This window comes from Cupriavidus oxalaticus (genome assembly GCF_038900635.1).
Lineage (GTDB): Bacteria > Pseudomonadota > Gammaproteobacteria > Burkholderiales > Burkholderiaceae > Cupriavidus > Cupriavidus oxalaticus_B.
Window position 1 is genome coordinate 20,756 of sequence record NZ_JAYMRX010000004.1, and the last position, 23,414, is coordinate 44,169.

Here is a 23,414-nt window from a genome sequence, read left to right on the forward strand (position 1 = left end):
TTCTCCTCACTGGCCTGCCGCGACCGGGTCGGCCGGCTGCAACGCCCGCAGATGGCTCGCGACCAGCTCGCCGAGCTTGGCGATGCCCTCTTCGATCCGCTGCGGCGGCACCGTGACGAAGGCGAGCCGTAGGGTGTTGTTGCGTGGCGTGATGGCATAGAACGGCGCGCCGGGAACGAAGGCGACGTTCCTGGCTACCGCTTCTTCAAGCAAAGCCATGGTGTCTATTGCCGCCGGCAGTTCGACCCAGATAAACATGCCACCTTCTGGCGTGCTCCACCGCACCCCCTCTGGCATGTGTCGCGAAAGTGCGCCGAGCATGGCTGCGCAGTGCTTGCCATAGAGATCGCAGACCGAAGCGATATGGCTGTCGAGCATGCCGGTCTTCAGGACTTCATAGGCCACGCGCTGCGTGAAGCTGGGCGTGTGCAGGTCGGATGCCTGCTTTGCCTGCACCAGCTTGGCGTGAATCGCTGGCGGCGCCAGCATGTAGCCAAGGCGCAGGCCCGGCGCCAGGACCTTGGAGAACGACCCCATGTAGATTACGCCTTCCGGGTTCAGCGAATGCAGCGACGGAAGCGGCGTACCGCTGTAGCGCAACTCGCCATATGGGTTGTCCTCGACCAGCAGGACACCGAGCGCCCTGGCTCGCGCCACGAGTTCCTGGCGGCGTTCGAGCGGCAGCCTGCGCCCCGTCGGATTCTGGAAGTTCGGGATCGTGTACAGGAACCTGGCGGCCGCTGCGAGCGCGTCGGTCAATGCCTCCGGCTGGAGGCCTTGGTCGTCGGTGGGCACCTCAACGTAGCCCGGCTCGGAAAGCGAGAACGCCTGCAATGCGCCAAGGTAGGTCGGCGCTTCCACCAGCACCTTGCTGCCGGGGTCGATGAAGACCTTCGCTAGCAGGTCCAGGGCCTGCTGCGAGCCCGTGGTAATCAACACACCGGCAACATCTACGCCGTGTTTCTCTGCCACCCACTGGCGCAGCGGCTGCAACCCCTCGGTCGGCGCATACTGCAGTGACGCTGCGGGAGCCTCGGAAAACAGGCGCCCACAGGCGGCCTGGAGCGCCTCCACCGGGAAGGTCTGCGCGGACGGGAGACCGCCGGCAAAGGAAATAATTTCCGGCTTTTCGGTAAGCTTCAGGACTTCGCGGATGACAGAACTGGTCAGGGCCTGCGCCCGCCGCGAGAATTGGATGTCGTTGGTTTTCATGTCGTGGTTTTCCCTTTTTTCCTTGGCAGCCTTGGTCATGCAGCATTGACGCTGCCGAGTTGTTTCCTGCCGCTTTCACTGCCGACACCATTCATCAGCTTCGCCATCGCTGCGGCGCGCCGCGTGGCATGGGCCTCCATGGCCTGCGCCTTCACCGGGCCGAAGCCGCGAATCTCCATAGGCATCGCCGAAAATTCAACCGCCTGATTGAGAGTCGCCGGGGTGAGCCGGGAGCAAACCTTCCGGATATCGTGAAAATATTCCGCGATGAGGCGTCGCTCCGCGCGTCGCTCAGCGGTGTAGCCGAAGAGATCCAGCGGTGTGCCCCGCAGCCCGCGAAGACCGGATACCGCCTTAAGCACAGGAAAGATCCACGGCCCGAACTTGCGCTTCTGCGGCCGGCCGGTCTTCGGGTCGGTACGCGACAGCAGCGGCGGTGCGAGCCAGATCGATACCTTATCTGCCTGCGAGAACTGGTTCTGCAGCCCTTCCCGGAATGCCGGTGCGGTGTACAGCCGGGCCACCTCATACTCGTCCTTGTAGGCCATCAGCTTGTAGGCGCTGCGGGCCACGGTTGTCGTGAATGCATCGCTGCCCGGCTTCGCCTGGGTCTCGGCGGCCCTCACCATGGCGATCAGATCGAGATACTTCTTTGCATAGTCGTTGCCCTGGTATTCGACGAGCTGGCGTCGATGCAGATCAATCAGGGCGTCCAGCGAGTTCGCTTTCGGCTTCAATGCAGCCTGCTGTTGCTCAATGGAATCCAGTGCATCCGGCCTGGCCGCGGCGATGCGTCCCCAGTTGAACGCCGACTTGTTCATCTCGACGGCGGCACCATTGCGCTCGATCGCTTGCTCGATCGCTTCGCGGCTCAACGGTACTAACCCCTGCTGCCACGCATAGCCGAGCATCATGGTATGCGTCGGCAACGTATCGCCGAAAATGCGCTGCGCCAGCGCGCCTGCATCCAGGGCATGGAACGATGCGCTGTGGCACCGGCTGCGGATCCGGTCATGCATCAGCCTGACCGGCAATGCGGCATCCCGGTTGCGGATCACATCCGGCGTGGGCGTTTCCGCCAGATTGAGGACCGCGGCGGTGCGGCCCGGCGCCAGCCGGGTCAGCGAATCAACCGCCGCGGACACCACCAGGTCGGCGCCCAGCAACAGGTCGGCCTTGCCTTCGCCAATGCGCGACGCCGGGATCTGGAAGTCGGCCATGGCGATACGCACCTGGCTGACCACGGCACCGTTCTTCTGCGCCATGCCAGTGAAGTCGAGCACCGTCGCCGCCAGGTCGTCGAAGCTTGCCGCCGCGCCGAGCAAGGCGCCCATCGTCAGGACGCCGGAGCCGCCGATGCCGGTGATGTAGATATTGAATGACTCGTCCAGCGCGGGGAGTGCCGGTGCAGCCAATTTCGCAACCAGTTCCGCCTCCATGGCAGCGAGCCGCCGCTTGTCCGGCTTGCGCAGCGCGACACCTTCCACTTCGACGAAGCTGGGGCAGAAGCCTTTGACGCAGGAGAAGTCCTTGTTGCAAGCGCTCTGATTGATGGTGCGCTTGCGTCCAAGCTCGGTTTCGAGCGGCTCGATGGAGATGCAGTTCGACTGCACCGAGCAATCGCCGCATCCCTCGCAGACCTGGTGATTAATAAACAGGCGCCTGTCCGGGTCCGGCATTTCCTTGCGCTTGCGGCGCCGCCGCTTCTCGGCCGCACAGGTCTGTTCGTAGACGATCGCCGTGACGCCGGCGATCTCCCTGAGCTGGCGCTGGACCACATCGAGCTGGTCGCGATGGAAGACCTCCACCCCTGGCGCCAGCGCCTTATTGCCCTGCCATCGCGCAGGATCATCGGTGACCAGCGCAATCCGTCCCACCCCTTCTGCGGCGAGTTGCCGCGTGATGCGGGCGGGATCGTTCACACCCTCCGCGGGCTGTCCGCCGGTCATCGCGACCGCGTCGTTGTACAGGATCTTGTAGGTGATGTTGGTCTTCGCGGCAACGGCTGCACGAATGGCAAGCAGGCCGGAATGCTGGTAGGTGCCGTCGCCGAGGTTCTGGAACACATGCGCCGTCCTGGAGAACGGTGCAGCGCCAACCCACTGTGCACCCTCCCCGCCCATGTGGCTCATCACCTTGGTCTTCAGTTCCGGCTGGGAGATCGCCATCACGTGGCAGCCGATCCCGCCGCTGCTGATCGAGCCGTCCGGCGTGCGAGTCGAGGTGTTGTGCGGGCAGCCAGAGCAAAAGTACGGCCGGCGAATGGGGATGACGGCGGCGGAAGGCTTCCTCGCTGCGGCGTCGAGGACGGCAAGGCGATCCTGCATCCAGGGCGCGTCGATGCCGTCAGCCAGCACCCGCCGCACCAGTACGCCGGCAACCACGTGGGCGCTCAACTCTGATATCTCTGGAAGCAGCGCCGCGCCATCCTGGTCGGTCTTGCCGGTCACGACGGGGCGGTCCGACGCCGGCCGGTGGAACAGCGCCTGCTTGAGCTGGGCCTCGACGTTGGCACGCTTCTCTTCGACCACGAGTACTTCCCGGTGTCCCGCCGCGAAGGCGCAAGCGCCCTCCGTTTCCAGCGGCCAGCTCATTGCCACCTTGTAGACGGAGACTCCCATGGCGCGCAGGTCGGCATCGGCCAAGCCAAGGTCGCGGCACGCCTGCATCAGGTCCTGGTGCGCCTTGCCGACGGTGATGATCCCGAGCCGCCTGGCGGGCGCCTCGACCACAATGCGGTCGAGCCGATTCGCCCTTGCCCACGCCCTCGCGGCGGGAAGGCGTTCGTCGATGAGGCGGCGCTCGAGTTCTGCGCGCTGACCCGGCCATGCCACGCTCGGATCCCAGTTGAGTCCGTGAGCGGGCACAGTGAAGTCGGCAGGTTCGACAAAGGCCGGCCACGCACCCAGCTCGACGGTGGCGGCGGTTTCCACCACCTCTGCGATCGTCTTCAGCGACACCCACAGCCCGGAGAAGCGCGACATCGCGATGCCGGCCAGACCGAGTTCGATGACCTCGCGTACATTGCCCGGCTGCAGCACGGGAATCGATGCCGAATGGAAGATGCCGTCGGTCTGGTGCGGAAATGTGGACGACTGCGCGGCGTGGTCATCCCCGGAAACGGCGAGCACGCCACCCAGATTCGACGTGCCAAGCATGTTGGCGCAGCGGAAGACGTCGCCCGTGCGATCCACGCCCGGCCCTTTCCCGTACCAGATGCCGAAGACGCCATCGACCTTGGTGTCCCCGAACGCCCGGTGCATCTGCGCCCCCCACAATGCAGTGGCGGCGAGATCCTCATTGAGCCCCGGCTGGAACACCACGTCATGGGCAGCGAGTTGCTTCGACGCCTTCCACAGTTGCTGGTCATATGCGCCGAGCGGCGATCCGCGGTAGCCGGATACCAGGCCGGCTGTGCTGAGGCCGCGCGCACGGTCGAGCTCGCGCTGTATCATCGGCAGGCGAACGAGTGCCTGTATGCCGGTCAGGAATGTTCGTTGCTCGGCTGCTGCCGAACCCGATGCGCTGCGCGACGTCGCTTGATTAACCACACGGGCCTCCGGGGCGATTTCATCTTGAAAATGGATGAGTTAGTTTAGGTTTCGGCCCCGGGCGATCTGCGCCAAAGTGAATTACATTTGAGTCGTTTTGTAGTACGTTTGAACTACCGAAAGATGAACGCAGAGAGCAAATGAACTATGTCCATAATCTCGACAAACCCGACCTGCAGATCCTGCGGGAACTGGCGCGCGACGGCCGACTGAGCTGGCGGGAACTGTCGGAAAGGATCGGGCTGTCGCTGACGCCTACGCTAAAGCGCGTACACAGGCTCGAGGAACAGGGCTATATCCGCGGCTACGTTGCCCGGCTGGACGAAGGCAAGCTGATCGGCGAACTCAATGTCTTCGTATCCGTCACGTTGGAGAACCAGTCGGAGGCCGCAATCGCCCGCTTCGAGAAGGAGATTGTGGTCGCACCGGAGGTCATGAGCTGCTTCACCATGACCGGCGATGCGGACTTCATTTTGCGTGTGGTGGTGCCGGATATGGGCTCATATCAGAACTTCCTGACGCGGACGCTGACGCGCATCAAGGGTGTCGAGCACATACGGTCGAGCTTTGCCCTCAAGGCCGTGCTGAACCGTACGTCTCCGATGCTTTAGTCGGATGAGCAGTCAACGGGAGGCCGGCTCGTCATCGCGAGCCTCCTCCATCATGCTCAACCGCTTGTAGAGGTACGAGCGGGAGATACCTAGCTCTTCTGCCACGCGCTTCTTGTTTCCTCCCGTGCGCCGCATGGCGTCGAGGATCAGTTCGCATTCCACCCTTTCCTTGGCCTCCCGGACGTCCGCCTTTCCTTTTCCGGCCACGCTGTCTGGGCCTTCCGGGCGCCTGGCCGGCGGCTGGTCGGCACCTTCGAGGCTGCCGAAGTCAGCGATGGACAACGCAGGACCATCGCAGAAGATCGCCGCGCGCTCGATCGCGTGCTGCAACTGCCGGATGTTGCCCGGCCACGCGCAAGACTGCAGGTAGCGGATGGCCGACTCGGAAATGGCCTTCTTGGGGGCACCGTGCCGCGACGCAAATGCCTCCAGGAACGTGTCGGCGAGCTCCGGTATGTCCTCGAGGCGATCGCGCAGCGCGGGCAGGCGCAAGGTGACCGCACTGATCCGATAAAACAGGTCCAGTCGGAAAGTAGAGCTGCCGATCATGGACTTGAAGTCACGATTGCTGGCGGAGATGAGGCGGAAGTCCGAGTGCCGGGCCCGTTCGCCGCCGATGCGCTCAAACTGGCCGTCTTGCAGGACGCGCAGCAGCTTCACCTGCATGTCGATCGGCATGTCGCCGATCTCATCCAGGAACATGGTGCCGGTATCCGCCGCCTCGAACTTGCCCTTCCGTCCCTTCCGGTCCGCTCCCGTAAACGCGCCGGGCTCATAGCCGAACAACTCGCTTTCCACCAGATTCGGGGGCATCGCCGCCGCATTGACCAGGATGAGCGGCTTGTCACTGCGGGGGCTCAGCATATGGATGGCATGGGCGACCATCTCCTTGCCTGTGCCGCTCTCGCCGGCTAGCAGTACCGGCACGTCAAGCGGCGCGACCCGCAGGATGTCCTCCTTGAGCCTGCGGACCGCATCGCTGCTGCCCACAATCTGGTCCAAGCCGTAACTGCGATTGCGGATGCCGGAGAGCTCGCGCTTGTAGAAATCCAGCTCCTGCTTGACGCGCGCCAGCTCGCCGGTCAGCTCCCGCATCGCCTCCGGCCCTTTGAACATCACCTGTCCGATGGCGGCCACCACCCGTTTTTTGCTGTCGAAGATCGGCAGGCGGGATACGACGCGCGTGACGCCATTCATCTCCTGCAGCTGTGCGACCTGCGCCTTGCCAGTCTTCACTACCTCCTGGAGCTTGGTGTTCTCGATGACCTCGGTCACCGGGCGGCCGATTGCCTCGCCATGCTTGAGCCGGAAGAAGCGCTCATGGACGGGGCTCATGTAGGTAATCTTGCCCGCGGTATCGACCACCACCATGGCCTTGTAGGGGTCGGTCACAAAGTGCCTGAGGATGTCCTCGGCCGAATCCACGCTGGCCAGGAATTCCGTCAGTTCGTCGGCTTCCTGCACGGCAAAGATCAGGAAGCAGACGGCATCGCGCGTAGGAATGGCCGCTACCGTCAGCGGGCGTTCCAATTCCGTCATGGCGGAAAGCCGCTTGACAGGAACGCGGGCACGGTTCTGCCATATGCGGCTCAGCGAACCGGAGACCAGCGTGTCGCGGCCCAGGCCGCTTGCAAATGTCGTCTTGCCCTCGTTGTCCAGGACGAGGATGCCTTCCGATTCTCGTTTCATGTCTCCACCAAAGGGTGAGCGTGGCCTGGGTTGAGTGTCCTCGCCGAAGACACAAGTGCCTTTTCGACTACGCTCGAATACAAGCCGAATACAGTCTGATTCTAAGACCTGCTGCGCTTGTCTGCCCCGCCCGTGCGGGCCTTTCGCGGCTTCCAGGCCAAGCGGGAATTGGGCCCCGGGAACTTCCATAGGGGTCACTGCAAGCCGCATGCCAAATCATTGGCACGTCCTTTGCGGTTATCGGTGCGACCTGTTCAACCGAGCCGAAATGAACGCCCTGAATACACTCCCGCTGATGCCCTCGGGCCCTGGCATGCGCTGCCTGGAAGGCGTACGCGTGCTGGACTTCACCACCTCAGTCGCCGGTCCCTACGGCACCTTGCTGCTCGCCGACCTTGGCGCGGAAGTCATCAAGATCGAGAAGCGCGCGGGCGGCGACGATACGCGAAGCTGGGGGCCGCCCTTCCTGGATGGCGAGTCGCTGTGGTTCCTGAGCATGAACCGCAATAAGCAGAGCATGACGGTCGACCTGACCCGGGCCGAGGGCCGCGGCATCGCCTGTTCACCAGGCACCGGATCCCGGCCGGGCCGATCAACAGCATCGACCAACTGGCGCAAGACGCGCCGTTACGCGACGCCGGAATGTTCTTTGCCTGCAAGGGTGTCGCGGGCCGCATCCCCCAGGTTGGCCTCGGCATCGCCTTTGATGGCACCAGCGACGTCTATCGCGCCCCTCCCCCTGCCCTCGGGCAGGACACGGAACGCATTCTCGCGGAACGTCTTTCCATGTCCGCGACTTGTATCGCAGGCCTCATCGACTCAGAAATCGTCTAACCAGGAGACACAATGAGCTACTCGGAAATCCTCTACGAAGAAGATGGTCCCATCGGCACGATCACGCTGAACCGGCCGGAAGACGGCAATATGTTCACGGAAACCATGTGTCACGAGATCCGCGACTGCATCAACGCGATCCGCCGTGAAACCCGTACCCGCGTGATCGTGATCACTGGCGCCGGCGACAAGTTCTTCTGCACCGGCGGCCGCAAGGATGGCATGCAGGACACCACGCTCTATGCCGGGGTGCTGCCGACGCTGGAGATGTACGAGAGCATCGACCGGCTGCAAAAGCCCGTGATTGCGTCGGTCAATGGCTTCGCAGTTGGCGGGGGCAATGTGCTGCAGGTCGTCTGCGATCTGACCATCGCGAAGGAGTCGGCGATTTTCCGCCAGGTGGGACCGATGGTTGGCAGCTTCGACGCCGGCTATGGCACGTGGTACCTGGAGGATCTCGTCGGAAAGAAGCGCGCCAAGGATATCTGGTACCGCAATCCCAAGATCAGCGCAAAAGAGGCGCTTGAGATCGGCCTGATCAACAGGGTCGTACCGGATGACCAGCTTCGTGCCGCCACGCGCGAGTATGCCCTGGAGGTCGCCGAGCGCGGCGCATTCGCGCTGGCATCGCTGAAGAGCGCCTTCAATGCACGCCACGGCGGCGTGAGCGGCCTGTCGCGGATGGCGCATGACCTGCTGCTGCGCGGCTACCTCGAATCGGACGAGCACGACGAGCTGGCAGCCGCCTTCGCCGAGCGCCGCAAGCCCGATTCGTCGAAGTTCGGACATTGAAGTACGGGTGACCATCATGCAGAACATCCTGACCCTTCACAACCCCCAGAATGCGAGGGACTACTACCTGTCTGGGATCTGGCAGCAGGAGACGCTGTACACGCTGGCCCGGCGCCATGCACGCGAGCGTCCCACCTCCTGCGCACTGCGCGATGCCGATTTCAGGCTGACCTGGCGCGAGGTGGTCGACTGGGTCGACAGCGTCGCCGAAGCGCTCCACCGCCAGGGCATGAAACCCGGCGACCGCGTCGGCATCTGGCTGCCCAACGTCGTGCAGGCAACCATCATTTTCCTGGCGTGCTCGCGCAACGGCTACGTCTGCTGCCCGTCGCTGCACCAGAACTACACCGTCGATGAGATCTGCACGCTGCTGAATCGCATCCAGTGCCGCGCGCTGTTTGCGATGCCGGGCTATGGCGCCGACTCGGACCGCAACTCCATCTTCGCCAAGGTGGCGGATCTCCCGACGCTGGCGTGTGTGTTTGCGCTGCCCAATCCAGCTGCCGGCGATGCCGCGCTGCCGGATGGGGCCCTGCCGTTCCCGGACAGACAGCCTCCTTCTGCCCTTTCCACCCCGGACCTTAACCCGGACAAGATTGTCTATCTCGCCTTCACATCGGGCACCACGGGCCTGCCCAAGGGCGTCATGCACAGCGATAACACGCTGCTGGCGAATGGCCGTGCCTTGGTAGAGGACTGGGGTCACACGGCCGATACCACGCTGCTGACGCTCAGCCCGATGAGCCACCATATTGCGACGGTCGCAATGGAGCAGATGCTGGTGGCCGGGCTGGAGATGGTGATGACCAACCTGCGCGTCGGCAAGCACGCGCTCGACTGGATTCTGGAAACGGGCGCTACCTACGTGATGGGCGTACCGACCCATGCGATGGACATCCTCCAGGCAGTACGCGATCGCAACATGACGTCGCTGGGCGAGGTCCGCACCTTCTACATGGCCGGCGCGGCCATCCCTCGCGAAGTTGCGCAGAAGTTCGTCAGCCTGGGCGTGACGCCCCAGAATGTATATGGCATGACCGAGAACGGTTCGCACAACTACACCGTTCCGACCGACACGCAAGACACCATCGTATCCACCTGCGGACGCGCATGCCGGGGCTACGAGGTGAAGCTCTGGAAGCAGGACAACATCGACGAAGAAGCCGAGGTCGGCGAAGTCGGCGAGATCGGGGGGCGCGGCGGACTGCTGATGCTCGGATACTTCAGCAACCAAGTCGCGACCGAGACCTCTTTCAACATCCATGGCTGGTTCATGAGCGGCGATCTCGGCATCGTCGACGAGAACGGCTGCGTGGTGATCGTGGGGCGTAAAAAGGACCTGATTATCCGCGGCGGGCACAACATCCATCCGGCACGCATCGAGGAGCTCGCCATGCGCCACCCCAAGGTGGAACGCGCCGCGGCCTACCCAGTGCAGGACGAGCGACTGGGTGAAAAGGTCTGCCTGGCGGTCATCGTGCGCGCCGGCCAGGAGCTCGCCCCGAACGACATGCTGGAACACCTCGCGAGCTGCGGATTGTCCAAATACGACATGCCGGAGTATTTCCTCGGACTCGACAGCTTCCCGCTGACTGCCAGCGGAAAGATCCTCAAACGAGAACTGGTCGAGATGACCCTGCGCGGACAACTGAAGCCGACGGCGGTCCGGTATCGGGCACGCGCCGTCGTGGGAGCGTAACCATGGCGATTGATATCAAGTATGCCGGCCCGTACGCGGTCCTGACCCTGAATCGGCCGGACGCACTGAACGCTTTGCAGTTCACGATGATCCAGGCCCTGTCGGACACCTTGGACCAGGTGGCCGCATCCGACGCGCGCGCGCTGATCGTCACCGGCGCCGGCCCCAAAGCCTTCTGTGCCGGCGCCGACATCAAGGAACTGATGGACAGGGACCTGATGGCGCAGCGCATCGGCGCCCAACTGGGCCAGCGCAGCTTCGCCAAGCTGGCCGCGCTACGGATCCCATCCGTGGCGGTGCTGCATGGCTACGCCTTCGGCGGCGGCCTCGAACTGGCCATGGCCTGCACCTTCCGCATCGCCACCGTCAAGGCGCGCATGGGGCTGCCCGAGATCAAGCTGGGCCTGATTCCGGGCTACGGCGGCACCCAGCGGCTGCCGCGCCTGGTGGGGGAAGCGCGCGCCACCGAGCTAGTGATGTCGGGGCGCACAGTCGATGCGATCGAGGCCGAGCGCTGGGGCCTGGTCAACCGTGTCGTGCCGGAAGGCGAGCCGGAGGAACTTGGCAAGGGCTTTATGGCCGACTTCATCGGCTACAGCCGGTGCGCATCGCTGTTTGCCCGCGAGGCCGTCTCACGCGGCATGGCGACCACGCTGGACGAGGGCCTGGACATCGAAGCCGACCTGTCCACGCTTGCCTACCAGACCGCCGATGCCGCGGAAGGCATGCGCGCCTTTCTGCAAAAACGCACTCCGGAGTTCAAAGATGCCTGAGATCAACGGTACGGTCATCGTGACGGGCGGCAGCCGCGGTATCGGTGCATCCATCTCGATTGAGCTTGCCAGCGCCGGTTTGCACGTGGCGTGCCTGTCTCGCTCCGGCGAGCTTCCCGATCTGCAGGGACTGGACGAAGCAGCGCAAACTCGGTTGCGCGCCATGCGCTGCGATATCACTGACCCAGGCTCGGTCCAAGTTGCGTTCGCTGCGGTGCCGGGGATGTTCGGCAAGCCGGTGGTCGGCCTGGTCAACAACGCCGGCATCCATCTTCAAGGCGCGTCGGCAACGTTCCCGATTGCCGATTTCGAGCGGGTAATGACGACTAACGCCACCTCGGTGCTGCTTGCCAGCCAGGCGGCCTATCCCTACCTGTGCGACAGCGGTTCAGCGCTCATCGTCAATATCGGCTCGTTCTACGACAAGCTGGGCGTCAAGGGCAACGCCGCCTACTGCGCGTCCAAGGCCGCGGTGGGCGCAATCTCGCGCTGCCTTGCCGTGGAATGGGCCCGCAACGGCATCCGCGTGCTCAATATCGCACCCGGATATATCGAGACGGACCTGAATCGCGAGGAGCTGAATGGCGAAGCGCTGCAAGCGTTCCTGAAAAAGCGCATCCCTGCGGGCGGCCCGGGGCAAGCCGCCGATATTGGCCGGCTCGTCGCCATGCTGTTCCAGCTGCCCGGACGCTTCCTGACCGGCGAAACGCTCTATGTCGACGGCGGCCAGGGCATGGCACTTTAATCGAGGATGCACACATGAACATTCTGGAACGACTGGACGCCCGCCTGCGCCTCTCTGAGGAAGAGAGGATGATCCTGGACAGCGTCAGGGATCTCTGTGAAACGCAGATTGCACCGCGCGCCGCCGAATATGACCGTACCGGCGCCTTCCCGTGGGAAAACGTGCAAGCGATCAACGCGCTGGGGCTGAACGCGATGTTCATTCCCGACGCCTATGGCGGCGCACAACTCTCCTATCTCTGCTACCTCGCTTGCGTGCGGGAGATCTCCAAGGCGTGCGCCTCGACCGGCATCGTCTGGGCGACGAACTTCCATGCCATCAAGCCGCTGATCGAATACGGCAGCGAGGAGCAGAAGGCACGCCTGCTGCCGCGGATTGCCGAGGGCGGTCTCGCTTCGCTGGCGATCACCGAGCCATCGGCCGGCTCCGACGCGACTGGCATGCGCACCAGCTTTACCCCGGACGGCGATGACATCGTCATCGACGGTGGCAAGACCTTTATCACCAACGGCGACGTGGCCGACCAGTATCTGCTGTTCGGCAAATGGTCGGAGATCAGCGATCCGAAAGCGGCGATTTCGGTGCTGATCCTGGAGAAAGGCACCGAAGGCCTGCGCGTGCTGGGCACTGAGCACAAGATGGGTACCCGCGCCTCCAGCACTGCCAGCCTGGCGTTCGATGGCTGCCGCGTGCCGCGCGCCAACTTGATCGGCAATCCCGGGGATGGCCTGCGGATCCTGTTCGGCTCGCTGAACCGCTCGCGCCCCAGCGTCGCGGCGCATGCGCTGGGCATCGCCCGCGCGGCTTTCGAGGATGCTGTGGCCTATATCAACGAGCGCCGGCAATCGGGCAAACGGATCCTGGAATTCCAAGGCATCCAGTTCATGCTGGCCGACCTCGCCTCGGAACTGGCGCTGTGCGAATCGTGGCTATGGCGCGTTGGCGAGATGGTCGACGCGGGCGAGAAGGACTTCGGCGTGGAGGCGTCGATGCTGAAGCAGCGCGCCTCGGATGCCGCCATGCGGATTACGACCGACGCGGTCCAGCTGCTGGGTGGCTACGGCTACTGCAATGACTATCGCGTCGAGCGGCTGATGCGCGACGCCAAGATCACGCAGATCTGGGAGGGCACGAACCAGGTGCATCGCCAGCTGATCGGACGCAGTTTCTTGAAGAAGTAGGAGACAACGGTGACAACTATCCAAACCGTCGGCGTAGCCGGCGCCGGCACCATGGGGGCCGGGATCGCCATCGTGGCGGCCCGTGCGGGATTCCGGACCATCGTGTTCGATGCCAGGCAAGAGGCGCTTGACCGCGCCAGAGGCCAGACCGCGGCTTTCCTGAAGAAATCGGAGGAACGCGGCAAGCTGTCGCCGGGCGCTGCCGCCGCCGCGCTCGACCGGTGGCAAGGCACCACGGACCTGTCCACCCTTGCGGCGTGCGACATCGTCATCGAGGCCGTGTTCGAGGATCTCGCCGTGAAGCACCAGTTGTTCCAGGCGCTCGACCAGGTCTGCTCTGAGCGCACGATCTTTGCGTCGAACACCTCGACGATCTCCATTACCGAGATCGCCGGCGGCTCCGGCCGGCCGGACCGCTTTGTGGGCATGCACTTTTGCCTGCCGGCGCAACTGATGAAGCTGATCGAGATGTCCCCCGGGCTGGCCACGTCCGACGAGACCTTCCAGCGTGCCTGGGCCTTTGCGGAAGCCATGGGACAGAAGCCTGTGACCACGCAGGATACGCCGGGGTTCATCCTCAACTACTTCCTGATCCCGTTCAACAACGACGCCATCAGGCTGGTCGAGCAAGGTGTGGCCGAGCCCGCCGATATCGACCTGGCGATCAAGACGGCGCTCGGCTATCCGATGGGTCCGCTTGAGCTGCTCGACCTGGTCGGCATGGATACCCAGAAGCTGCTGTGCGAAGCGATGCATGGCCTGACCCATGAGCCGCGCGCCGCCTGCCCACCGCTGGTACGGCGCATGATCGCCGCCAACCGCCTTGGCAAGAAAGCCGGCCGAGGTTTTCACGTCTACGGCGATTCCAAGATGTTTGGAGCCTGATATGCGATACGAGATTGTTCGTGCCGGCGAGAGCCGCTCCTTCCCTGCCCCGCATGCCTTCCTGGAACAGGCTGCCGCGGACGGCGAGGGCCTGGTCTACCTCGGCGCCAACGCCGGCGCGGCCTTTGCCAGCGGCGCCGGCCACGAGGCCCGGACCTTTGTAGCCATTGAGCTCGATACGGAGTGCCTGGGCTTGCATACTGGCGAGAGCCGCGGCCTGGAAGGGTCGAATGTCGTTGGCTTTGCGCGCTTCCGGCTGGGCAATGCCGATCCCAGCCCGCTGGTCGAACTGGTTCGGCAACCGGGCACGGATCCCGCGGCGATCGAGGCTGCTAAAGCGGCATTCCAGGCCAGCGGGCTGGTGGTGGCGGTTTGCAATGACTTTCCCGGGCGCATCGTCGACCGGCTGATCCGGCCCTACTTCAATGCGGCCTTGCGGCGCCTGGACGAAAAACTGGCCAGCGCCACAGACTTGGACAAGACGCTGTGCCTGGGCCTCGGCTATCCGGAAGGCCCAATCTCGCTGCTCGAGCGCACCGGGCTGGCACAACACTACGCTGTCACACAGGCTCTGTACGAGGCGCTGGGTCAGGAACCTTATGCCCCTGCACGCCGCGCGCGCGTCGCTGCCGAACGCGCCAAGGCAGGGACGCCATGACACAACCCTTGACCGGCGTGAAGGTATTGGACTTCAGCACCCTGCTACCCGGGCCGCTGTGTTCCCTGCTGCTGGCCGAGGCCGGCGCCGAGGTCATCAAGTTCGAGCGACCCGGCCGCGGCGACGAAATGCGGTCCTACGAGCCCAAGGCGGATGCGGATAGCACCAACTTCGTGCTGCTCAATCGCGGCAAGAAGTCCGTCGCCATCGACCTGAAATCACCGGCAGCGATCGACAGCCTTGTGACGCTGATTCAGGAAGCCGACGTCCTGCTCGAGCAATTCCGGCCGGGTGTGATGGACCGGCTGGGGCTTGGCTATGCGGATGTCGCGAAGATCAATCCGCGGCTGGTGTATTGCTCGATCACCGGCTTTGGGCAGCACGGCCCGAGGGCGAACGAGGCCGCGCATGACCTGAATTACGTCGCCGCTGCCGGCATGCTGTCGCTGACCGCCGGCGCTGACGGCAAGCCAGGGCTGCCGCCCGCGCTGATCGCAGATATCGCCGGCGGCGCGTATCCGGCCATGATCAATATCCTGCTTGCCCTGCGCCAGCGCGACCAGAGCGGCAAAGGCATCCATCTGGACATCGCCATGGCCGACAACCTGTTCGCGTTCCAGTACTGGGGAATCGGCGCTGGTGCACGGGGCCAGTGGCCGCGCCCTGCCTCGGACCTGGTGACCGGGGGGTCGCCGCGCTATCAGGTGTACCGGACCGCCGATGGCGCTTTCCTCGCCGTGGCACCAATCGAAGAAAAGTTCTGGGGCAACTTCACCACGCTGGTCGGACTGGACGCGGCGGCACTCGACCGGATCCCGCCAGCAGAGGCGACCGAGGCTGTCGCCGCCGCGATGGCAAAGCATACGGCTGACTACTGGATGGATCGCTTCGCTGGGCAGGACGTTTGCACCAGCCGCGTGGTCAGCCTGGAGGAGGCGACCGCGGACCCGCATTTCGCTGCACGGCATCTGTTTGACCGCACAGTGAAGACCGCGGCCGGCACCATATTGCCCGCCTTACCCGTTCCGGTGGACGCGGCATTCCGCAGCGTGCCCCCCGAGCAGACCTCGCCCGCCCTTGGCGCCGACAACCATCTTCTCGAACCATAAGAGCGATTCGACAATGAAAGCTATCGTTATCAAAGAGTTCAATGAACCCGAGCATCTGTCAATTGGCGAGCTGTCGGATCCGGTGCTACCTGCTGATGGTGTCCTGATTGAGGTCCGCGCCGCCGCGGTCAACTATCCCGACCTGCTGGTGGTGCGCGGGAAATACCAAATCTTGCCCGAGCGCCCGTTCGCACCCGGCAAGGACGCCGCTGGGGTCGTGCGCGCGGTTGGCAGCGATGTCAGGAAGCTGCGCCCCGGCGACCGCGTGGTTGCGCAGCTCGAGTATGGTGCATACGCCGAGCTGGTCAGTGCCAGCGAGAACGCTTGTTTCCGGATCCCGGACAGCATGTCGTTCGAGGATGCCGCGGCGATGGGACTGGTCTACCAGACTGCTTACTTCGCTCTTGTCAAACGAGGGGGATACCAGGAAGGTGAAACGGTACTGGTGACCGGCGCTGCCGGTGGCGTCGGGTCTGCAGCGCTCCAGATCGTGAAGGGACTTGGTGGTACCGCGCTCGCCGGGGTCAGCGGCGCCGAACATGCGAAGGCCGTAACTGAGATGGGCGCGGACGCTGTCATCGACCTTGCGGCGCCGAACCTGCGGGATTCCCTGCGCGACCAGGTCCGCGCCGCAACAGGAGGCCACGGTGCGGACGTTCTGCTCGACACGCTTGGCGGCGACGTCTTTGATGCCGCCTTGCGCGCGATGGCATGGTGCGGTCGTGCGGTGGTCATTGGCTTTGCCGCCGGCCGTATCCCGGAGGTCAAGGCCAACTATCTGCTCGTCAAGAACATCAGCGTAGGCGGGCTGCAGTGGAGCGACTATCGGGAACGGCAGCCCGCGAAAGTCCAGGCAGTACAGGAAAAGCTCTTTAACCTGTATGAGCAGGGGGCTATACGGCCGCCGATTGCCGACGTGTTGCCACTAGCCCGCGCCGGTGAGGCACTTGCCAAACTGGCTTCCGGTCAAGGCGCCGGCAAGTACGTTCTCACGCTCGATTGATCTCAAGCTTTTCAAGATCCGGGGCCGCCTGCGTCGCATGGCGGCCCCGATTACTATCCGGTTTCTCAGTAGCAGGACGTCCTGACACTTCGACATGAACCAAACAATACACGCCACTTCCACTCCAGCCTTGCACATCGAAACCGTCGGCATCGTCGGCACCGGCGCCATGGGCCGCGGCATTGCGCAGATCGCCGCCCAGGCGGGCCTGACCGTCAACCTGTACGACGCCAACCCGCAAGCTGTGGCCGCCGCCCGCCAGTACCTGCAGGACACGCTGGCCAAGCTCGCCGACAAGGGCAAGATCAGCGCCGCCGACGCCGAGGCCACGCTGGCCCGCGTCAAGCCCTGCGGCGCGCTGGAAGACCTGGCCGGCTGCGACATGGTGCTGGAAGCCATTGTCGAGAAGCTGGAAGTCAAGCGCGACCTGATCGCCAGGCTGGAAGCGATCCTGCGCGAGGACGCCATCATCGCCTCGAACACGTCCTCGCTGTCGATCACGGCGATCGCCGTCGGGGCGAAGCACCCCGGCCGCATCGCCGGCTACCACTTCTTCAACCCGGTGCCGCTGATGAAGGTGGTCGAGGTCATCGACGGCCTGTCGGGCGACCCCGCCGTGGGCGACGCGCTGATGGCGCTGTCGCGCCGCATGGGCCATACGCCGGTGCGCTGCAAGGACATGCCGGGCTTTATCGTCAACCATGCCGGCCGCGGCATGAACATCGAAGGCCTGAAGGTCGCGCAGGAAGGCGTGGCCGAGTTTGCCGATATCGACAACATCATGCGCGAGCAGGCCGGCTTCCGCATGGGCCCCTTCGAGCTGATGGACCTGACCGGGCTGGACGTGTCGCATCCGGTGATGGAGTCGATCTACAACCAGTTCTACCAGGAGCCGCGCTATCGTCCGTCGCCGATCACCGCGATCCGCGCGGTCGGCGGCCTGATCGGCCGCAAGGCCAGCGCCGGCTTCTACCGCTATGCCGATGGCCAGAAGCAGGTGCCGGCCGCCGCCGTGGTGCCGGCCGCGCGCCCGTCGAGCGTGTGGGTCAGCCACGCCAGCGAGCGCGGTCACGCCATGGTGACCAAGCTGCTGGGCGCGCTGGGCGTGACCCCGGAAGGCGGCAACCAGCCGTCGGCCGATGCGCTCATCATCGTCACGCCGCTGGGCCTGGACGCCACCACCAGCGCGCTGCAGCAGGGCCTGGACCCGGCCCGCACCGTCGCCATCGACACGCTGCTGCCGTTCGAGGCCACCAGGCGCCGCACGCTGATGACCACGCCGGCCACCACTGCCGCCGCGCGTGACGCCGCGCATGGCCTCTTTGCCAGCGACGGGGTGCCGGTCACGCTGATCCGCGACTCGGCCGGCTTTGTCGCGCAGCGCGTGCTCTGCTGCATCATCAATATCGCCAGCGATATCGCGCAGCAGCGCATCGCCACGCCGGGGGACATCGACCTTGCCGTGAACCTCGGCCTCGGCTACCCGAAGGGCCCGCTGGCGCTGGGCGACGCGGTCGGCCCGCAACTGGTGCTCGAGACGCTGCGCAATATGGAATCGCTGACTGGCGACATGCGCTACCGCCCGAGCCCGTGGCTGTGGCGCCGCGCCGGCCTCGGCCTGTCGCTGCTGGCCGAAGGCGGCTGACGCGAGCCCTTCCGCCAACTAGAATGGCGCTGCTCAGACTACTGGCAGCGCCATTTTCTTGTATCGCTATCGGCACCTGGTCCAGGCGCGCTCTACCGAAGAGTTAGGCCTGGCCCGGCCCGCGTTTCATCCGCGCTTGCACTTCCCCCATGACGCCACGTCGGAACGTGAGCACACACAGGATGAAGATTACGCCGGTCACCAGCGTCACGGACTCACCCAGGGTCGCGAACCACTCCACCCCCGTCAGGCTGGCGAGCCCGGCGCCGATATCGCCAAGCTTGTTCTCGAGCACAACAATGACCAATGCGCCGAGCACCGGTCCGGTGAGCGTTCCCATGCCTCCGACCAGCGTCATCAGAATCACCGTGCCCGACATGGTCCAGTGGACATCGGTTAGCGTCTCAAAGCCGAGGACCAGCGCCTTCATCGAGCCCGCCAGACCAGCCAGCGCTGCCGACAGCACAAAAGCCAGCAGCTTAAAGCGGTTGGCATCGAAGCCCAGCGACACCGCGCGCGCCTCATTCTCCTTGATCGCCTTGAGCAGTTGCCCGAACGGCGAATGGACGACGCGGACGATCAATGCGAAGGCCGCCACGAAGATTGCGACGACGACGTAATAGAACGTCATGTCGGAGGACAGCGGCAGCGCGCCGAAAAGGCTGCCTCGCGGGATCCCTTGCATGCCGTCTTCTCCGCCGGTAGCCGGCGCCTGCAGGCAGACGAAGAAGAACATCTGGGCTAATGCCAGCGTGATCATCGAGAAATAGATGCCCTGCCTGCGAATGGCAAGCATGCCCATCAGCAGGCCCACCACCGAAGCCGTCGCCACGCCGGCCAGCAGACCGACCTCAGCGGTAACGCCCAGGGTCTTCATTGCATACCCGGTGACATAGCCGGCACCGCCAAAGAACGCGGCATGCCCGAACGACAACAGGCCGGTGAAGCCAAGCAGCAGGTTGAAAGCCGCGGCGAACAGTGCGAAGCAAAGGATCTTCATCACGAACACCGGGTAGACGCCCGCCTGTGGCGCCAACACCAGCATTGCCAGCAGCACCACGCCAAGATACCTGGACGTGCGCGTTGTGGCGGCCGTTGCGGACCCTGCCGGCACTGCGAAACGGGAGGTAGAGAAGTATCCGCTCATCATTTTTCCTTACCAAACAGTCCTGCAGGCCTAAACAGCAAGACGATGACCATCACGAGAAACACCACAGTTGAGGAAGCTTCCGGGTAGAACACCCTGGTTAAGCCCTCGACGACACCCAAGCCGAGCCCCGTCAGCACGGCGCCGAGGATCGAACCCATGCCGCCAATCACCACCACGGCAAACACCAGGATGATCAGGTTTTGCCCCATCAGCGGGGACACCTGCGTGACTGGCGCGGCGAGCACGCCGGCGAGGCCGGCCAGCGCCACCCCAAAGCCATAGATGGCCGTAATCAGCAACGGCACGTTGACGCCGAACGCCTCCACGATTTTCGGGTTCTCGGTTCCCGCGCGGAGCACGGAGCCGAGCCTGGTCTTCTCGATCAGGAACCAGGAGCCCAGGCACACGGACAGGGATGCACCGACGACCCACGCCCGGTAATTGGGCAAAATCATGAAGCCCAGGTTTGTCCCGCCCGAGAGCGCATCCGGAGTCGAGTACGGCAGACCGGAAACCCCATAGGCCGAGCGCAACACGCCTTCCACCACCAGCGTCACGCCGAGCGTCAGCAGCAAGCCGTAGATATGGTCCAGCTTATAGATACGCCGCAGCAGCAGACGCTCCAGCACCACGCCCAGGATGCCAACGGCAAGGGGGGCCAGCAGCAGCATCGCCCAGTAGGACAATCCCAGGTAGGTCGTTCCCATCCACGCCAGCACCGCGCCCAGCATGAACAAGGCACCGTGGGCGAAGTTGATGACGTTCAGCAGTCCGAAGATGATGGCCAGGCCGAGGCTGAGCATGGCGTAGAACGCGCCGTTGACCAGGCCGAGCAAAAGCTGCGAGAGCAACGCCGGCAAAGGTATTCCCAAGATTTCAATGGACATCGTCAGCCTCACACTCCAAGAAGTTCATGCAGCACCGGCATCTTTGCCTGCAGTTCGCCGGCATCGAAGCGTTCGACGATGCTGCCGTGCTCCATCACGTAGAAGCGGTCGGCCAGCGGCGCGGCGAAGCGGAAGTTCTGCTCCACCATCACCACCGTGTACCCCTTCTGCTTGAGCATCCGGATCATGCGCGCCAGCGCCTGCACGATCACCGGCGCCAGCCCTTCCGAGATTTCGTCGAGCAGCAGCAGGTTGGCGCCGGTGCGCAGGATGCGCGCCACCGCCAGCATCTGCTGCTCGCCGCCCGACAGGCGCGTGCCCTGGCTCTGGCGGCGCTCCTTCAGGTTGGGGAACATGTCGTAGATCTCGGCCTCGCTCATGCCGGAATCCGTTCCCTTGAGCTGCGGCGGCAGCAGCAGGTTTTCCTCGCATGACAGGCTGGAGAAGATCGCGCGCTCTTCGGGGCAGTAGCCGATGCCGTAGTGCGCGATCTTGTGCGTCGGCAGGCCGATGGTCTCGTTGCCGTTGACCTTGATCGAGCCCTTGCGCGCGCCGGTCAGGCCCATGATCGCGCGCAGCGTGGTGGTGCGCCCGGCGCCGTTGCGGCCCAGCAGCGTCACCACTTCGCCGCGGTTCACCGTGAGGTCAACGCCGTGCAGGATGTGCGATTCGCCGTACCAGGCCTGCAGGCCCTTGATTTCGAGGGCGGGAGTGTTGTTCGTGCTCATCGTATCGTCCCCCGCTTCAGTGCGCGCCCTGCAGCTCGGCTTCGGCCGTGCCCATGTAGGCCTCCATCACGCGCGGGTCCTTCGACACCTCGGCGTAGGGCCCCTCGGCCAGGATCGCGCCCCGCTGCAGCACGGTGATCTTGTCGGCGATCGACGAGACCACGCTCATGTTGTGCTCGACCATCAGGATGGTGCGGCCGGCGGAGACCTTCTTGATCAGCTGTGTGACGCGGTCCACGTCTTCGTGGCCCATGCCCTGCGTGGGCTCGTCGAGCAGCATCAGTTCAGGCTCCATCGCCAGCGTGGTGGCGATCTCCAGCGCACGCTTGCGCCCGTACGGCAGGTTCACCGTCAGCGTCTGCGCGAACTCGGTCAGCCCCACCTGCTCGAGCAGTTCCATGGCGCGGTCGTTGAGCACATCGAGCGAGCGCTCGCTGCGCCAAAACTGGTAAGCGGTGCCGAGCTGTCGCTGCAGCCCGATGCGCACGTTCTCCATCACCGTCAGGTGCGGGAACACCGCCGAGATCTGGAACGAACGGATCACGCCGCGGCGCGCGATCTGCGCGGGCTTTTCGCGGGTGATGTCGATGCCGTTGAATACGATGGTGCCGGTGGTCGGCTCCAGGAATTTGGTAAGCAGGTTGAAGCAAGTGGTCTTGCCTGCGCCGTTGGGGCCGATCAATGCATGGATCGAGCCGCGACGGACTTGCAGGTTGACGTCGCTCACCGCCGAAAAGCCCCTGAAGGCCTTCGATAGCTGCGTTGTCTGCAGGATGAGATCTGACATGGGAATTGGAAGCGCTCGGGTGAAGGACAAAGCAAGAGCCTCCGGTGGCCTTGGCCACCGGGGCTCCTTTCAGCGGGTTCTGGATGGGACTTGGCCTCAGCCCTTCAGCGGGCAGGCGCTCTGTGCCAGCGGTTCGAACGCCTTGTCCTTAGGGATCACTTTCCGGATCTTCATCAGGTCCCACTCGCCCTTCGACTCCGCCGGTCCCTTGGCTTCGGCGAGGTACATGTCATGGACCATCTGCCCGTTGGCCTGGATACGGCCGCCCTTGGCAAAGAAGTCGTTGACCGGGGTCTCGCGCATCTTCGCCATGACCTTGTCGGGATCGGCGCTGCCTACGGCCTGCACGGCCTTGAGGTAGTGGATGACGGCGGAGTACATGCCGGCCTGGACCATGGTCGGCATCGCCTTGGTCTGGGCAAAGTACTTCTTGCCGAAGGCCCGGGTCTCGTCGTTGTAATCCCAGTAGAAGGCTGTGGTGAACTGAAGTCCCTGCGACGCCTTCAGGCCCATCCCCTTCAGGTCGCTATCGAAGATCAGCAGGGGCGCAACCACTTGCTTTCCCGTTCCCAGGCCAAATTCCGCTGCTTGGCGCACCGCGTTCTGGGTATCGCGGCCGGCATTCGCCAGCGCGATGACCTGGGACTTGGACGACTGCGCCTGTAGCAGAAACGACGCAAAATCCGATGCCGCGAGCGGATGCCGGACTTTCCCGCTCACCTTGCCGCCGGATTGTTCGACCACCGCGACGGCATTCGCTTCCAGGGAATGGCCGAAGGCATAGTCAGCGGTCACGAAGAACCAATCCTTCTTCCCTTCCTCGACGATAGCCCGCGCCGTGCCATTGGCCAGCGCATAGGTGTTGTAGACGTAGTGCACGCCATAAGGCGAGCACTGCTTGCCCGTGAGTTCGGTAGTGGCGGAACCGGCGAAGATGGTGATCTTCTTCTTGCTGGCGCCGAGTTTCTGCAGCGCCAGCGCCGACGCCGAGTCGGTGGATTCGATGATCATCTCGACATTGTTACGGTCATACCACTCCCGCGCCCGGGTCGCGGACACATCGACCTTGTTCTGGTAGTCCGCGCTCAGGACTTCGATAGTCCTGCCGAGGACCTTGCCGCCGAAATCCTGGACCGCCATCTTGACCGCGGCGACACCGCCCGGACCGCCAATGCCTGAGTACACGCCCGTCATATCTACGAGGGCGCCGATCCGGAAAGGCTCCTCCGCCAGCGCCGGATGGCAGAGCGTTGCCAGGCAAGCCAGCGTACATGTGCGCAGCACCGTAGTCTTCATTGAATGTCTCCAGTCGTACGTTATCGTCGTGGGCTGCCGCTGCGGAGAGGACAGCCTTCTACTTTCTCTGCAACAACAATGCCAGCCCTGGAGCGCCGGAAAACCGGCAGAAATCGGCGATTTCTGTGTCTTCGCTGACGTGACGAGGACATTCGTGCCTACACACATGTCCTCGGCAA

Annotated in this window: 20 protein-coding genes; 12 read left to right on the forward strand and 8 right to left on the reverse strand. The window is 64.1% G+C overall.

Annotated elements, in window-relative coordinates; translation table 11 throughout:
- Positions 1-6 precede the first annotated feature (6 nt).
- Together VSR71_RS08595 and VSR71_RS08600 are read right to left on the reverse strand one after the other, a co-directional pair.
- Positions 7-1,212, reverse strand: coding sequence for a PLP-dependent aminotransferase family protein (locus VSR71_RS08595; protein ID WP_342913777.1), 1,206 nt, complete (start codon positions 1,210-1,212; stop codon positions 7-9).
- A 35-nt stretch (positions 1,213-1,247) separates the two neighbouring features.
- Positions 1,248-4,763, reverse strand: coding sequence for an indolepyruvate ferredoxin oxidoreductase family protein (locus tag VSR71_RS08600; RefSeq protein ID WP_342913465.1), 3,516 nt, complete (start codon positions 4,761-4,763; stop codon positions 1,248-1,250).
- Between the two features lie 140 nt (positions 4,764-4,903).
- On the opposite strand from VSR71_RS08600, the gene VSR71_RS08605 reads away from it, so the two are divergent.
- On the forward strand, positions 4,904-5,374 hold the full coding sequence (locus VSR71_RS08605; protein ID WP_022534295.1) for an Lrp/AsnC family transcriptional regulator: 471 nt from the start codon (positions 4,904-4,906) through the stop codon (positions 5,372-5,374).
- 12 nt (positions 5,375-5,386) lie between these two features.
- On the opposite strand, the gene VSR71_RS08610 is transcribed toward VSR71_RS08605, so the two are convergent.
- Positions 5,387-7,063 carry a sigma-54 interaction domain-containing protein gene (locus VSR71_RS08610; RefSeq protein ID WP_342913466.1) on the reverse strand — a complete coding sequence of 559 codons (1,677 nt, stop codon included), beginning with the start codon at positions 7,061-7,063 and terminating at the stop codon, positions 5,387-5,389.
- A 268-nt stretch (positions 7,064-7,331) separates the two neighbouring features.
- Between VSR71_RS08610 and VSR71_RS35285 the strand changes: the two genes are divergently transcribed.
- The 11 genes from VSR71_RS35285 (at position 7,332) to VSR71_RS08670 (ending at position 18,387) form a co-directional block, all read left to right on the forward strand.
- On the forward strand, positions 7,332-7,913 hold the full coding sequence (locus tag VSR71_RS35285) for a CoA transferase (protein WP_428979370.1): 582 nt from the start codon (positions 7,332-7,334) through the stop codon (positions 7,911-7,913).
- Positions 7,910-8,689 carry an enoyl-CoA hydratase-related protein gene (locus tag VSR71_RS08625; protein ID WP_342913467.1) on the forward strand — a complete coding sequence of 260 codons (780 nt, stop codon included), beginning with the start codon at positions 7,910-7,912 and terminating at the stop codon, positions 8,687-8,689. The genes VSR71_RS35285 and VSR71_RS08625 overlap by 4 nt, the downstream gene beginning before the upstream one ends.
- A gap of 16 nt (positions 8,690-8,705) precedes the next feature.
- Positions 8,706-10,388: a class I adenylate-forming enzyme family protein gene (locus VSR71_RS08630; RefSeq protein ID WP_342913468.1), complete on the forward strand. Its 1,683-nt coding sequence runs from the start codon at positions 8,706-8,708 to the stop codon at positions 10,386-10,388.
- A gap of 2 nt (positions 10,389-10,390) precedes the next feature.
- Positions 10,391-11,161, forward strand: a complete 771-nt coding sequence (locus VSR71_RS08635) for an enoyl-CoA hydratase/isomerase family protein (RefSeq protein WP_342913469.1) — start codon at positions 10,391-10,393, stop codon at positions 11,159-11,161.
- Positions 11,154-11,906, forward strand: coding sequence for an SDR family oxidoreductase (locus tag VSR71_RS08640; protein WP_342913470.1), 753 nt, complete (start codon positions 11,154-11,156; stop codon positions 11,904-11,906). Before VSR71_RS08635 ends, VSR71_RS08640 begins: the two co-directional genes overlap by 8 nt.
- Before the next feature lie 14 nt (positions 11,907-11,920).
- Positions 11,921-13,087 carry an acyl-CoA dehydrogenase family protein gene (locus VSR71_RS08645; protein ID WP_342913471.1) on the forward strand — a complete coding sequence of 389 codons (1,167 nt, stop codon included), beginning with the start codon at positions 11,921-11,923 and terminating at the stop codon, positions 13,085-13,087.
- A gap of 9 nt (positions 13,088-13,096) precedes the next feature.
- Positions 13,097-13,972 carry a 3-hydroxyacyl-CoA dehydrogenase family protein gene (locus VSR71_RS08650; protein WP_342913472.1) on the forward strand — a complete coding sequence of 292 codons (876 nt, stop codon included), beginning with the start codon at positions 13,097-13,099 and terminating at the stop codon, positions 13,970-13,972.
- Between the two features lies 1 nt (position 13,973).
- Positions 13,974-14,630: a 3-hydroxyacyl-CoA dehydrogenase family protein gene (locus tag VSR71_RS08655; RefSeq protein ID WP_342913473.1), complete on the forward strand. Its 657-nt coding sequence runs from the start codon at positions 13,974-13,976 to the stop codon at positions 14,628-14,630.
- A complete protein-coding gene (locus VSR71_RS08660) occupies positions 14,627-15,739 on the forward strand; it encodes a CaiB/BaiF CoA transferase family protein (RefSeq protein ID WP_428979371.1) in 1,113 nt (370 codons plus the stop codon). The genes VSR71_RS08655 and VSR71_RS08660 overlap by 4 nt, the downstream gene beginning before the upstream one ends.
- A gap of 13 nt (positions 15,740-15,752) precedes the next feature.
- Positions 15,753-16,742 carry an NADPH:quinone oxidoreductase family protein gene (locus VSR71_RS08665; protein ID WP_342913474.1) on the forward strand — a complete coding sequence of 330 codons (990 nt, stop codon included), beginning with the start codon at positions 15,753-15,755 and terminating at the stop codon, positions 16,740-16,742.
- Positions 16,743-16,836: 94 nt separating this feature from the next.
- Positions 16,837-18,387, forward strand: coding sequence for a 3-hydroxyacyl-CoA dehydrogenase (locus VSR71_RS08670; protein WP_342913475.1), 1,551 nt, complete (start codon positions 16,837-16,839; stop codon positions 18,385-18,387).
- Between the two features lie 103 nt (positions 18,388-18,490).
- Here the strand turns inward: VSR71_RS08670 and VSR71_RS08675 are convergent, their stop codons facing one another.
- The 5 genes from VSR71_RS08675 to VSR71_RS08695 all read right to left on the reverse strand — a co-directional run bounded on the left by VSR71_RS08675 (position 18,491) and on the right by VSR71_RS08695 (position 23,235).
- On the reverse strand, positions 18,491-19,534 hold the full coding sequence (locus tag VSR71_RS08675; RefSeq protein WP_428979372.1) for a branched-chain amino acid ABC transporter permease: 1,044 nt from the start codon (positions 19,532-19,534) through the stop codon (positions 18,491-18,493).
- The gene (locus VSR71_RS08680; RefSeq protein ID WP_342913781.1) at positions 19,534-20,418 is read right to left on the reverse strand and encodes a branched-chain amino acid ABC transporter permease; all 885 of its coding nucleotides are present in this window, start codon (positions 20,416-20,418) and stop codon (positions 19,534-19,536) included. Before VSR71_RS08680 ends, VSR71_RS08675 begins: the two co-directional genes overlap by 1 nt.
- Positions 20,419-20,432: 14 nt before the next feature.
- Positions 20,433-21,152, reverse strand: coding sequence for an ABC transporter ATP-binding protein (locus VSR71_RS08685; protein WP_342913476.1), 720 nt, complete (start codon positions 21,150-21,152; stop codon positions 20,433-20,435).
- Positions 21,153-21,168: 16 nt separating this feature from the next.
- The gene (locus VSR71_RS08690) at positions 21,169-21,939 is read right to left on the reverse strand and encodes an ABC transporter ATP-binding protein (protein ID WP_342913477.1); all 771 of its coding nucleotides are present in this window, start codon (positions 21,937-21,939) and stop codon (positions 21,169-21,171) included.
- A gap of 96 nt (positions 21,940-22,035) precedes the next feature.
- On the reverse strand, positions 22,036-23,235 hold the full coding sequence (locus tag VSR71_RS08695; protein ID WP_342913478.1) for an ABC transporter substrate-binding protein: 1,200 nt from the start codon (positions 23,233-23,235) through the stop codon (positions 22,036-22,038).
- Positions 23,236-23,414 lie beyond the last annotated feature (179 nt).

What these genes read in the sequence shown, in the direction of transcription:
- VSR71_RS08645 (WP_342913471.1), top strand. Translation starts at nt 11,921, where the DNA reads ATGAACATTCTGGAACGACTGGACGCCCGCCTGCGCCTCTCTGAGGAA.
- VSR71_RS08660 (WP_428979371.1), top strand. Translation starts at nt 14,627, where the DNA reads ATGACACAACCCTTGACCGGCGTGAAGGTATTGGACTTCAGCACCCTG.
- VSR71_RS08690 (WP_342913477.1), bottom strand. Translation starts at nt 21,939, where the DNA reads ATGTCAGATCTCATCCTGCAGACAACGCAGCTATCGAAGGCCTTCAGG.
- VSR71_RS08685 (WP_342913476.1), bottom strand. Translation starts at nt 21,152, where the DNA reads ATGAGCACGAACAACACTCCCGCCCTCGAAATCAAGGGCCTGCAGGCC.
- VSR71_RS35285 (WP_428979370.1), top strand. Translation starts at nt 7,332, where the DNA reads ATGAACGCCCTGAATACACTCCCGCTGATGCCCTCGGGCCCTGGCATG.
- VSR71_RS08665 (WP_342913474.1), top strand. Translation starts at nt 15,753, where the DNA reads ATGAAAGCTATCGTTATCAAAGAGTTCAATGAACCCGAGCATCTGTCA.
- VSR71_RS08610 (WP_342913466.1), bottom strand. Translation starts at nt 7,063, where the DNA reads ATGAAACGAGAATCGGAAGGCATCCTCGTCCTGGACAACGAGGGCAAG.
- VSR71_RS08635 (WP_342913469.1), top strand. Translation starts at nt 10,391, where the DNA reads ATGGCGATTGATATCAAGTATGCCGGCCCGTACGCGGTCCTGACCCTG.
- VSR71_RS08605 (WP_022534295.1), top strand. Translation starts at nt 4,904, where the DNA reads ATGAACTATGTCCATAATCTCGACAAACCCGACCTGCAGATCCTGCGG.
- VSR71_RS08625 (WP_342913467.1), top strand. Translation starts at nt 7,910, where the DNA reads ATGAGCTACTCGGAAATCCTCTACGAAGAAGATGGTCCCATCGGCACG.
- VSR71_RS08670 (WP_342913475.1), top strand. Translation starts at nt 16,837, where the DNA reads ATGAACCAAACAATACACGCCACTTCCACTCCAGCCTTGCACATCGAA.
- VSR71_RS08640 (WP_342913470.1), top strand. Translation starts at nt 11,154, where the DNA reads ATGCCTGAGATCAACGGTACGGTCATCGTGACGGGCGGCAGCCGCGGT.
- VSR71_RS08655 (WP_342913473.1), top strand. Translation starts at nt 13,974, where the DNA reads ATGCGATACGAGATTGTTCGTGCCGGCGAGAGCCGCTCCTTCCCTGCC.
- VSR71_RS08675 (WP_428979372.1), bottom strand. Translation starts at nt 19,534, where the DNA reads ATGAGCGGATACTTCTCTACCTCCCGTTTCGCAGTGCCGGCAGGGTCC.
- VSR71_RS08595 (WP_342913777.1), bottom strand. Translation starts at nt 1,212, where the DNA reads ATGAAAACCAACGACATCCAATTCTCGCGGCGGGCGCAGGCCCTGACC.
- VSR71_RS08630 (WP_342913468.1), top strand. Translation starts at nt 8,706, where the DNA reads ATGCAGAACATCCTGACCCTTCACAACCCCCAGAATGCGAGGGACTAC.
- VSR71_RS08695 (WP_342913478.1), bottom strand. Translation starts at nt 23,235, where the DNA reads ATGAAGACTACGGTGCTGCGCACATGTACGCTGGCTTGCCTGGCAACG.